Below are 12,339 nucleotides of genomic sequence, written 5' to 3' on the forward strand. Positions count from 1 at the left end.
TAAATATGTCTATAAAGTCATTATTGACGATATAAAACTTTCTTCGAAAAAACATAACGTAACCTCCTAGAGTACTTATTTATTTGATCTGTTCTTTCACGCACTTTCGGATATTTCCGATAACGTTTGCTGTGTTCACGAACCCGAGAGGCTTAAGGGAGCGCAGCGACTGGGTCCGCAGGACTTAGCCTCGCAGGGTTGTCTGCCTGAACCTCACTTCTCCGAATTGCCTCGGGCAGACCAAGGAGCCGAATGGTGACGCAGTGTGAAAACGATGTTAGGCGATTTTGCTGGCTTCTTGAGTTAGCTCTCATATATCCTTGTGGCTTCTAATAAATCATTATTTCTTTCCAGATCTTCCAACACTCTTTGAATATCACTTTCCGAATAGCTCTTAACGATTATCATGTGTTTTATGTAAAAGCCTGGTGGATCAATATTGTCTCTCGATAGATTATTCTTTAATCTTTCGGGTGTATACAAGATACTCCAACGCTTTGATCCATCATCAAAAATCATAGTTATTTCAATCCAATTCCATTCTTTTGGATCATCGCAAACCTCGTCATCAAAACTCCAACTAACTAATTTTGGTGTGCCTTGATTATTTTTTAACAACTCAGATTGCCCCCTAAATTAAATAATTTCTTCAGCAATTTCGCCTAACGTTCTGTGTGTTCACGAACCCGAGAGGCTTAAAGGAGCGTAGCGACTGGGTCGAAGACTTAGCCTCGCAGGGTTGTCTGACTGAAACCACTTCTCCGAATTGCCTCTGGCAGACCAAGGAGCCGTATGGTGACGCAGTGTGAAAACGATGTTAGGTGATGTTAATGCCCTCGCGGATTACTTACTAACTCTTCTCTTATTCAGACTTTAAAATATTGATAAATTACTTTGTGCCCTTCCTCAATCTCTGCTTTCTCATAAAATTCAATTCCAAATGATCTGTAAGTGTTCTTCCAAAATTGAATCGCAGGAATATTGGTTTCTATTTGACTTATAGCATATCTTCCGGGGAATTGCTTGAAGAATACTTTACATGCCTCTTTCCCTAAGCCCTGTCTACGATATTTCTTAAGGATAAAAAATGAATTCAAAACATAATCAGCAAACTCTTGATTAGAAAAAGGTCCGCTCTGAAGCAGTATAAATCCTATTATTTTATCTGTGTTCTTTATGAAGAATGGAGTTAAACCTTCCTTCTCAAAGAACCAATCAAATACATCAAATTCAAACACACCTGTACTTTGGTTAATTTCTATATCATTGTTGTATTCTGATAAATCATGAAGAAATAAAGTCATTAATTGTTTGAGAATATCCTTGCCGTTCTGATCTACTCTGATAATTTGCATCGTTTGCCTCTTTTCAGTTTTTTAACATCGCTCTGCATTAATTTCACCTAACGTTTCTGTGTTCACGAACCCGAGAGGCTTAAGGCAGCATTGCTGCCGAGTCGATAGACTTAGCCTCGCAGGGTTGTCTGCCTGAACCTTACTTCTCCGAAATACTTCGGGCAGACCAAGGAGCCGACAGGCGACGCGGTGTGAACACGATGTTATAAGATGTCCCCGCCTTCTTTGAAATTTATATCAAATTATTATTCGTGTCTTAAATCGCATTTAATATTTATTGATTCATTAATAGTTTTTGTCGTTATCTTATCATACATTTTGTAATAAACATCTCCATAGTTCAATCCCTCAGGCAATGACTTACTGAACCGTATTTCTGCAATTTCATATGCTGGCAATTCACTCATTGCTTCTACATCTGCACAGAAAATCATTCCATAACTTTCATTAAACAAATATGTACCTATTGGTGTTAATTCAAATATTATTGATCCTGTTTCTTCATACAATTCTCTTTTTGCTGTTTCAATTATTGCTTCTCCTTCTTCTCTTCTACCTCCTGGAAGTTCCCAAACAGTACGATCCTTATTTCGTATTAATATCAATTCACCTCTATACTTTGCAATTACCACCACGAATTTGATCTCACAGTCATCTATTTCATTTAGGTCATACCAGCTAATATTCATACTTTTTTCCTTTCAAGACCATATTTTTTAACGAATTGCGGGGATTTCTTATAACGTTTGTGTATCTACGAACCAGAAAGGCTTAAAGGAGCATAGCGACTGGGTCGAAGACTTAGCCTTGCAGGGTTGTCTGCTTGACTCAACCTCCTCGAAATACCTCGGGCAGACCAAGGAGCGTATGCGACGTAGTGTAGATACGGTGTTATAAGTTGTTCCCCCGTATCCCCTTTGAAATGCCTTCTGCTCTTACTTCACTTGATCTATATATCATCTGAACTATTACCAGTTCTTGACCTGTATGTTCCTTAATCTTATTCGAGTTCTTAACCTATACGTTCCTTGATCTTATTCGAGCTCTTGACCTGTACGTTCCTTGATCTTATTCGAGCTCTTGACCTGTACGTTCCTTGATCTTATTCGAGCTCTTGACCTGTACGTTCCTTGATTTTATTCGAGCTCTTGACCTGTACGTTCCTTGATCTAATTCGAGTTCTTGACCTGTACGTCCCTTGATCTTATTCGAGCTCTTGACCTATACGTTCCTTGATCTAATTCGAGTTCTTGACCTGTACGTCCCTTGATCTTATTCGAGCTCTTGCACAATATTATCCTTAATCTTATACAAGTTCTTGATCTTTACGGGGGAATTTCTTATAACGTTTGTATATTCACGAACTCGAGAGGCTTAAAGGAGTGTAACGACTGGGTCCGTCAGGACTTAGCCTCGCAGGGTTGTCTGACTGATTCCACTTCCCGAAATTCATCGGGCAGACCAAGGGGGCTTGTCCCCCGCAGTGTGAATATGTTGTTAAGCGATGGCACTGACTTCTTAGAGTTACATTCAAAAAACTTCACTTCAACTGCTTCTTCGATTCGCTTTCAAAACCAAGCCCTTCAACCGCTTCTTTGAATCGCCTTCAAAACCAAGCCCTTCAACTACTTCTTCGAATTGCCTTCAAAACCAGTCTCTTCAACTACTTCTTCGAGTCGCCTTCAAAACCAGTCCTTCAACTACTTCTTCGAGTCGCCTTCAAAACCAGTCTCTTCAACTACTTCTTCGAGTCGCCTTCAAAACCAGTCCTTCAACCGCTTCTTCGGGTTGCCTTCAAAACCAGTCCTTCAACCGCTTCTTCGAATCGCCTTCAACACCAATCCTTCAACCGCTTCTTCGAATCGCCTTCAAAACCAATCCTTCAACCGCTTCTTCGAATTGCACTCAAAACCAGTCCTTCAACCGCTTCTTCGGGTTGACTTCAAAACCAATCTCTTAGATATGCCTTTGATATTCCGCTAAGTTTAAAATTATATTGTTTCGGTGCTTTCGCTTAACGCTGTTGTATCTACGAACCCGAAAGGCTTAAGGCACTTGCGCCGGGTGGTTCTGCCACTTAGCCCCTGAACCCACTTCCCCGAAATGCCTCGGGCAGACCAAGGAGCCGATAGGCGACGCAGTGTGAACACGATGTTATATGCTGTGACCGACTTCTTGAGATACATTCGATTATCTGTTTATATAGAGTACTATTCGAAGGTTTTATAAAAGTATGTTACTTCAGGTAGAGGCTTCCATCCATTATATTTCCAATATGACTGTGCACTTTCGTTTGTATTACTTACAAATAAAAAACCGTTATCTATTCCTATTTCCTTTAAGCAATTAATACTTCTTTCAATCATTTGTTTGGATATTCCATTTCCTCTAATATTCTCATCCAAAACAACGTGAAATAATGAACCTCGTCTGCCATCATGCCCACATAAAGCCGTTCCAACAACTTCCTCTTTAATTATGGCTACACTGCTTAAACCAGGATTTCTTGTTAGATATGAATTCATTCGATTTCGATTATCAAACTCTAAAGAAATATTAACTTCAGTTAATTTACCCCACAACTTCGAAATACTATCATAATCTTCAATTCTCATCTCTCGAATTTCAATCATTTCATGCCCTCGCTTTATTTATGTATTTTACTGATTTTCGGTCATTGCATATAACGTTTCTGTATTAACGACTCAGCGTATGCTGAGTGTCCGGCGAATGCCGGACCCAGGACGTATGTCCGCAGCGTGAATATTATGTTATGCGATGGTCTTTTATCTATACAATATTCTCTCATTTAAAATATAATCCTGAAAGCTAATTGTACCTTTTATTATATTTGTATCATATATAACTAAAACACTGTCTTTTGGTATTTTGTCAAGTATTATAGTGACAGCTGAACGAACCTGACTCATCGCTATATTTCTTTTTGGAGTGTAATAATAATATTTTTTGCATACTCCACTGGGCAATATAATATCTTCAGCTGTATATCTTCTAAAACCAACTTCATTTAATTTAATAACACAAATATCTTTGATAAAAAAAGCTGGTTCTTCTTCGAAAATAAGTGTGATAATGTTTTTTCCATTTTCATATTTGTACGCTGCACTCACTTGATTTAAATAATTCATTAAATAATTGTTTACAAAACCTAAACCTCTCTCTGCTGTTGTTTTTGCTCTTTCTAAGCTGTGAAATTCATTACCGTTAATGTATAAAGTTATTTCACTTGATGAGATTTCAAGTTGAATATCAGTCGATTTTTCATATTCGAAACCATTCATTATCAACTCAGTAAGTGTACGTTTAGTATCATGCCATAGAGAATCTGAAATTCTAATTTTTAAATCTTTAAAAACGGAATTGAATATGTCCTCATCCTCTCTAATTTGTATAATTGTATTGTTATCAAAATCATTTTCTCCTTCTAAAGTCAATTTATCATAGATACCCAAAATAACTTCTCCATTAGATTTTTCAGCAATATTAGGCCTTTGTTCAATACCTTGATATTCACGACAAATTGTCCTAACATTATCGAAAATGTAATTATACATACTTTGAACAGTTAGATAACCATTTTTCAAGCTTTCACTTTTTCCTTCAAGTGCTTCTATTAAAAAAGTAGTAAACAGACTATATTCACTGCTAGGAGATTCTTCATAAGATGCCTCATTTCTTCCACTCGAACTAAGAAGAATAGTTGAGCGTGACTCTTTCAAATAATCTTTAAGATTTTTAAAATTATAGCTTTCTATCCCCTTTACTCCTGAATTTACGACTCCGCTAAAGCATGCATCAATAATTATTAACTTGTGCTTACACTCACACATTTCAATAATTTCAACAATTTTTTTTATCTCTATTAACTCGTTTTCTTCGTTATTTATTGAATCTGATGGAACAATAAAATTTTTTCCATCAGATTCATATCCATGTCCACTAAAGTAAATTACAAGATCTTCATTTGCTGACACTCTTTTAGTGACAGCCTCTATTTCTTGAAGGATATTTTTTTTTGTACCTTCATTAAGAGTTCCGTTTGAAACGATTAACTTACTCTTTTCTATATTTAAGTTTAGATTTTTCACTTTGCTAAAAACTTCAAAAACTCCTAATGCATCTTTACATGCTTTGTTCAAATTTCTGAAGCATTCGTTGTCATAATTATTAACGCCTATGGATAACATAACTTTCTTTCCTAGTCTTTCATTAAGTATTTTTCTTTGCTTTTTATTCATCTATATCTTCCCTTCATTTCTTTTCAAAGACTTTCGCATAACGTTTCCCGTATTCACGAACCCTCACAGGCTTAAGGGCGCTTGCGCCCGGGTCCGACGAACTTAGCCAGTGCAGGGTTGTCTGCTGATTCCACCTCCTCGATAAGCCTCTGCAGACCAAAGGCCGTAAGGCCCGCCGCGTGAATATTATGTTAGGTGAGGTTGATCTCTAAAATGAATAACGTTTATATTGTAATGTTTGAATTATTTTGACTTATATCCAAGTATAGTTATCAATGATATTACATTCTCTACTCCATCAAGTAATTGTTCTTTAGATACACCCTCAGGTAAATGTCCCGTCCTATGTACAATGTGATTTCTCCATTTTACAACACTTTTTACTTTCTCAAGATCCGTCAGTTGAAGCTCATCAATATTCAAAATTAGATCAAGTAATCCAGAAAGTTTAGCGTAAAGACCAAATTCAGTACTTAAAAAATCTTTAACTCTATTACTACTAAACCCTTTGGAACTGGTTAAATATTTTGTTAGGAATCTAGTCAATACTATTTCAAGTCCAATAATCGATTCAACAACAGCATACCTGTAATTTTTATTTATTAGATGTTCTAGAGCATTTGTAGTAAACTCTATCTCTGGTGAAGGCGTGATATCCTGTAGCATAGCTTCTTCTATATCATTCCACTTCATCATATTAATGTTTACAAGACTTTGTAAATTCGAATAAACATTAAATAATAATGACCTATCAATCGATTTATCGAGCAATGGCATCCATGTTTCCTCATTTAAAATTTCAACACTCCATATTAATAATATATAATTATATTGACTAAAATTATAACTTAACTCTTTTAGAGGTGCTACTAGACCAAAATTGCGCACTGATCTTATGAATCTATTGGATGTATCAATCAGAATCTTAAACAGCTTCTCTTTATTAACAGAAGAGACAATATTGAATAATTTATTACTACCATCGAGGTCAGAAATAATGATTTCTAATTTTTTAATAGTTCTCATGTACTTTTCGTCAATTGCAGCTTCAAAATATTCTGGGTCATCGCCTAGGAATCTATACGTACAAAGAATACCCTTGTAATTATGTGTAAGCTCGACAAACAACATGTCAGATTTTGGAGCGTAAAGAAGTGCATTAATAGGAACTTCCCATTTAATTTTCATTATTTTTCTCCTTAGATCAATTTCACCTAACGTTTCCGTATCTACGAACCCGAAAGGCTTAAAGGAGCGTAGCGACTGGGTCCGCAGGACTTAGCCTCGCAGGGTTGTCTGACTGATTCCACTTTCCGAAATTCCTCGGGCAGACCAAGGGAGCTTGTCCCCATAGTGTGAATATGTTGTTAAGCGATGGCGCTGACTTCTTAGAGTTACATTCAAAAAACTTCACTTCAACTGCTTCTTCGATCCGCTTTCAAAACCAAGCCCTTCAACCGCTTTTTCGAATCGCCTTCAAAACCAAGCCCTTCAACTACTTCTTCGAATTGCCTTCAAAACCAGTCTCTTCAACTACTTCTTCGAGTCGCCTTCAAAACCAGTCTCTTCAACTACTTCTTCGAGTCGCCTTCAAAACCAGTCCTTCAACCGCTTCTTCGGGTTGCCTTCAAAACCAATCTCTTAGATATGCCTTTGATATTCCACTAAGTTTAAAATTATATTGTTTCGGTGCTTTCGCTTAACGTTCTCTGTGTTCACGAACCCGAGAGGCTTAAAGGAGCGCAGCGACTGGGTCGTCAGACTTAGCCACGCAGGGTTGTCTGCCTGAACACACCTCCCCGAAATACCTCGGCAGACCAAGGAGCCGTATGGCGACGATGTGTGAAAACGATGTTATCGGATGTCGGTGTCTTCTTTGATTCTACTATAAAAATGTTTGAAAAAATTTATTCTTTACTGATTTATTATTCCGTACTGCCCATTCATTCAATTGTCTTATCCCTATCGATTCTTGGTTTTTCTGAAAATAAAAGCATAATTCATTTGGAACCACTCTCTTACCGTATAACTTTATCCCTATTCTATTGTCATTCATGTAAATGCATTCAATGTCAGTTACTTTATACTTCTTACTACTAGTTGATATAACATAATCAGTTCCTAAAGTGATATTAAGTTTTGTGAAATATCGTCGCTTTACTATAGCTATCAAGTAAATCAATATGAATATCATCAATCCAACATTTATGTATTTTAAAATGACTTCATCACTAATGGATAGAGTAAGGTATAGACTTCCTTCAAGAAGTAACATAGCCATTATGTTTACAAAAGCCCTTGGATAAATGGTGTTAAATGTTAGATCATTTTGGTTCTTCATTTAGATAATTCCTTTCCCGTCGATTTCCGATAACGTTATTGTGTTCCTGACGTCGATTTCCCTAGATAGCCCTTATCTTAGGGGAATCGATGTGTCTGCCTGATTCTACTTCCTTGATATTCCTCGGGCAGGCCGAGCGGCGTCAGCCGCGAAGCAGGAACACTGTGTTATCTGATGGAATCGGCATCTTCGAAATAACCCTGATTCTCTTTAATTTAATCCCCTATGGTTCTTTATTACATATAGTAACTTAAAATTATATCTCCATTATCTTCCACTTCCCCGGTGTCTTGAAATCCGGATTTCTTATATAATGTGTTTGCTACAATATTGTGTGGTACATGAGATACTCTTATTTGTTTACAATCTATTCTATTTTTTAGCTTTTTAATGACTTCCTTGATCGCTAATTTAGCATAACCTTTTCCTTGGTATTTCTCATCAATCATAAACCTTAGTATCCAGTAGTATCCATCAGGATATATTTCATTATCAAACAAAATAAATCCTACCATTGAATCTTCTGCATATATCCCAAATGGCTTTGAAGTAATCTCTTTAGTTGCATGTAAAAGTGAATCTGAGTTCGATGCAACTAAATTTAATTGGTCTTCTCGCGGTCTTAGATTAATACACTCTAATTCTCTTTCTTTGGTAATAAGTTTTAGAATTACATTTGTTTGGAACATCGGACCACTCCTTCATAGTGACTATTGTTCTTTTGATTTATTAGATTTCCGATTCTTTCAGATAACGTTTGTGTATCTACGAACCCGAAAGGCTTAAAGGAGCATAGCGACTGGGTCCGTAGGACTTAGCCTTGCAGGGTTATCTGCCTGATACCTCTTCTCCGAAATCCTCCGAGCAGATCAAGGGGGCTTGCCCCCGCAGCGTAGATATGATGTTAGCTGATGCTTCCTCTTCTTAGTCTATACAATCAAATCGCTCTTCAAAGTTTTCGACTTTCAAATACTTTAAACTATTTCTTGGGGGAAATATTTTTTTCAACCTTCGAACCAAACACCTAAATACTGATTATTTGAAGTCTATTTATTGATGAAACTCTTTCTAACTTTCTCAAATTACATAGATATTTAACATATTACAACAGCAGTTTTATTGAAGATTCATTATTTAAAAAATCAAAAAGCATCGAGGAATCCCGATGCAAAAAGATTTATTTATCTTGGATCCTTAGGAGCCTCCGCATCTCATTGTTAGCATTGCATTACCATACTTTTTAAAGTTCACGAATCATATTTACCGCAACAGCCTATGAAATAATTGTGCTATTCGCTGTGCTTCGGGGTAAAATGTAAATTTGCTATGCTAATAGAGTGATTTGATACGGAGTCTCTGTGGGCATGAATAATAGCGAAAGAAGTGAAACACTAAAAACTTCGTTAAGCTAGCTAACATATCATGCCCATCTCTCCATCTAAAATCGTTCTCATTTAACCCACGTTAAGTAGCTTGAAGTATAAATTCATTTTTTAAATTCTCAAAAAAATGAGCTCTATTCTTTAGAACTACCATCAAATTCATATAATACTTACTTCCTCAAGTCTCTTAGAAGTTTGATTGATTAACTGATTTCTCAATCGCATTTTTGAAGCCAGATCCAAGTCAGCCTCTCCAACCTTCGAAATAAAGAAATCTTCAATGAATATTTCTTTCAAGATCTCAACCTTTTCACTAATATAGGTTATCAAATCAACATTAATTTCACTTAACTGTCTAAAGTTTAAAAGATCGGATGTGGTTGGATTGGAATGATGTATTAGCTCAGAATATTCATTGTATAAGTTATCTAAATCATCTTTTTTATTTAACTTACCTATCAATCTACTGCTCATTTTTCTTCTTTCATGCTTCCTAATAGAAGCCTCCAAAAGGTTAACATGATAATGTGCATATAAAATCCTATATAACTTTTCAATTAATAACCTAAAAAGAGAATCTACCAAATATTTATCATTAATCGGAACAACTAACAAAAGTCTACTTATATAACTTTTAAATTCATTTATTAAGTTGAAAAAATTCGCACTTTCATATTCCGATTTATTGAAACAACTACATATGACAAAAAAATCATTTATAGAAAAGTAAAGCTCTTTTAGAACATGCAAGTCCTCTTCTGATAAATTTGCATGATATTGCGGAAAGCTCATTTCCATATAATCAAAATAATTATTTACAATCCAAGAGTTAGTCATTTTTCTATTCCTTACTGTTTCTAGAAAATTTATTAATAATATTTGTCACTTCATTTGTGTGTATCAAATCTTTTTGCTCCAATAATTTTATTGTAGTTTTCTTAAAAACTTCTATGTTGAATTCTAAGTCTTCTTCCGAATCAGATTGTATTTCCCTTATAACTCTTGCTATTAAAGCCGTTCTACTATCAAATAAATAATCTTTTATACTGATTTTCAATTTCAGTTTTTCGATAAGCTCTTTTATTTCACGATTATTTTTAAAAATCTCTCTTGATAAAAGTGTAGGAATAAGCACAGCGTAGAAATCCATTTTGGTTTGGTACGGATCTCGTCTTACTTCTAATAGTTTAATTCTCTTCCACAGTGTTATCACTATTCATCACCACCACTCTTTTAATAAACTCATCACATATTTTGATCATCATATCATCTAAACTTTTGTCATTTCTATCGACAATACTTTTATCGAATGTTGAAGTAGATAGTTTATTGGATTCATAAAAAATATTCTCGAAAATATGAATCTTATTGTTTATGACAACCTCCGCTGTTTCCAGACCTTCCATAAAATCAGCCTGTTTAGGCTTAGCTCCCAGTTGCACCCGTGTCCACATTACACCTAGATTTTTGGGTTGCGAATCTTTAAATACAGTATTTCTTTGAGAATATACTATATCTTTAACTACTCTTTCTAATAAATCTACACCTAAAACAGAGTAAGCATCCGGAACTGCAGGAACGAAATAGTAATCACTGGTATAGAACGACATTTCTGTATAAACTGAATATGTAGGTGGGCAGTCTAAAAAGATAAAATCATATTGACTTCTTAAGTCTTTATCTATAATGTAATCCATTAATTTATTCGGAGTACTTGGATTCTGCTGCCTTTGCAGAAAAATCGTCTCTAATTCACCTGGAATTAAGTCTAAATTCTCGCTAAGCTCTAAGATTACATGTTTCCTTGTCATACCTACCATTTCTTGTTTGAAAACATTATCCACTGAGCACTTATAATCAATCTCTCGATTTTCTTTATAAAACGTGGTCTCTTTGTTGAATTTTTCCAACAGTGATTGAGTAAGATTAGCTTGGGGATCAATATCGACCAACAATACTCTGACCGATGATTTATCTTCATAATTATAGCGTTCTGATAAATAAAGCGCCATTTCTTTACATAAGGTCGTTTTTCCAACTCCCCCCTTCATATTAATAAAAGAAATAACCTTTGCGTCTTTAACCATATCCATATCCCCTATACGATGATTTTAAGTAAAAACACTTAGTAGAATCTTTACAACTTAACACTCTGCACTTTGTTGATTTCAAATTATGACACTATTCTTGTTTTATTCGACTAATTTCGTCTAATTCCCTGCTTTGATTATGGATTTATGATGTTATGTTTTAGCAAACTTAAATATCAACTAGCTATACTAATCTTAACCAATTAATTCAATATGATATTTTTCTTAATATTGTATTTGCCGTAGGAAGTTTCAGCTAACGTTTCTGTGTTCACGAACCCGAGAGGCTTAAAGCAGCGTAACTGCTGGGTTCGTTAGGACTTAGCCTCGCAGGGTTGTCTGCCTGATCCTACTTCTCTGAAATGCCTCGGGCAGACCGAGGAGCCGATAGGCGACGCAGCGTGAATATTATGTTATAAGATGTCCCCGCCTACTTCGAATTGCATCAAAAATTCACTTGATAATCCTTTAACTTTGATTCTCTTTTCTTTTCATTAAAAGCTTTTCGATTGTTTTGAAAATGGCTTTTGATAAAGTTCCGCCACTCCCCTTGTATTCCTTGGCCTCCTTATCGAAAACTATAAATTTATACCCTGAACCAATATTCTTTAATAATCTCATTCCATATCCCTCTATATGTATCCAATCAAAAATCTCATCAATTGTATACAAACGTAATCCTTCTAAAAATACTTCCTGTGGAGCTAGCATTGATTCGTTACCTGTTATTTGCCCCCCAATAGACCATTCTTCATTCTTATATTGATAAAATTGATATGCATAAACCTCCCCTGATTCATAAGGCGGTTTAAAACCTAATTGATTCAGTCTAATTACATCTTCCTTCTCTAGGTATATCATAGTCCTCCTATAGATCCGTTATCTTTATGAGTTTTTGAATGTATTTAAGAC

Annotated in this window: 12 protein-coding genes; all 12 read right to left on the minus strand. The window is 35.5% G+C overall.

The annotated features are described in order from the left end of the window. Positions 1–303: 303 nt before the first annotated feature. Complete coding sequence (locus tag NV379_RS23775) at positions 304–618, minus strand: hypothetical protein (RefSeq protein WP_258209837.1); 315 nt, start codon at positions 616–618, stop codon at positions 304–306. Positions 619–866: 248 nt separating this feature from the next. Beyond that, a complete protein-coding gene (locus tag NV379_RS23780) occupies positions 867–1,355 on the minus strand; it encodes a GNAT family N-acetyltransferase (RefSeq protein WP_258209838.1) in 489 nt (162 codons plus the stop codon). A 245-nt stretch (positions 1,356–1,600) separates the two neighbouring features. Continuing rightward, positions 1,601–2,044, minus strand: coding sequence for an NUDIX hydrolase (locus NV379_RS23785; RefSeq protein ID WP_258209839.1), 444 nt, complete (start codon positions 2,042–2,044; stop codon positions 1,601–1,603). 1,521 nt (positions 2,045–3,565) lie between these two features. Continuing rightward, positions 3,566–3,970 (minus strand): GNAT family N-acetyltransferase, encoded by a 405-nt coding sequence (locus NV379_RS23790; protein WP_258209840.1) that lies wholly within the window; start codon positions 3,968–3,970, stop codon positions 3,566–3,568. Positions 3,971–4,141: 171 nt separating this feature from the next. Beyond that, a complete protein-coding gene (locus NV379_RS23795) occupies positions 4,142–5,614 on the minus strand; it encodes a caspase family protein (RefSeq protein ID WP_258209841.1) in 1,473 nt (490 codons plus the stop codon). A 243-nt stretch (positions 5,615–5,857) separates the two neighbouring features. Further along, a complete protein-coding gene (locus tag NV379_RS23800; protein WP_258209842.1) occupies positions 5,858–6,802 on the minus strand; it encodes a hypothetical protein in 945 nt (314 codons plus the stop codon). Between the two features lie 697 nt (positions 6,803–7,499). Then, positions 7,500–7,955, minus strand: a complete 456-nt coding sequence (locus NV379_RS23805) for a hypothetical protein (protein ID WP_258209843.1) — start codon at positions 7,953–7,955, stop codon at positions 7,500–7,502. Between the two features lie 236 nt (positions 7,956–8,191). Then, the gene (locus tag NV379_RS23810) at positions 8,192–8,644 is read right to left on the minus strand and encodes a GNAT family N-acetyltransferase (protein WP_258209844.1); all 453 of its coding nucleotides are present in this window, start codon (positions 8,642–8,644) and stop codon (positions 8,192–8,194) included. 852 nt (positions 8,645–9,496) lie between these two features. Beyond that, the gene (locus NV379_RS23815; RefSeq protein WP_258209845.1) at positions 9,497–10,174 is read right to left on the minus strand and encodes a hypothetical protein; all 678 of its coding nucleotides are present in this window, start codon (positions 10,172–10,174) and stop codon (positions 9,497–9,499) included. 4 nt (positions 10,175–10,178) lie between these two features. Beyond that, on the minus strand, positions 10,179–10,550 hold the full coding sequence (locus NV379_RS23820) for a hypothetical protein (protein WP_258209846.1): 372 nt from the start codon (positions 10,548–10,550) through the stop codon (positions 10,179–10,181). Beyond that, complete coding sequence (locus tag NV379_RS23825; protein ID WP_258209847.1) at positions 10,525–11,424, minus strand: ParA family protein; 900 nt, start codon at positions 11,422–11,424, stop codon at positions 10,525–10,527. The genes NV379_RS23820 and NV379_RS23825 overlap by 26 nt, the downstream gene beginning before the upstream one ends. Before the next feature lie 471 nt (positions 11,425–11,895). Beyond that, positions 11,896–12,288 (minus strand): hypothetical protein, encoded by a 393-nt coding sequence (locus NV379_RS23830; RefSeq protein ID WP_258209848.1) that lies wholly within the window; start codon positions 12,286–12,288, stop codon positions 11,896–11,898. Between the last annotated feature and the right edge of the window lie 51 nt (positions 12,289–12,339).

Origin of the sequence: Paenibacillus radicibacter (genome assembly GCF_024721995.1) — a bacterium.
GTDB lineage: Bacteria > Bacillota > Bacilli > Paenibacillales > NBRC-103111 > Paenibacillus_AM > Paenibacillus_AM radicibacter.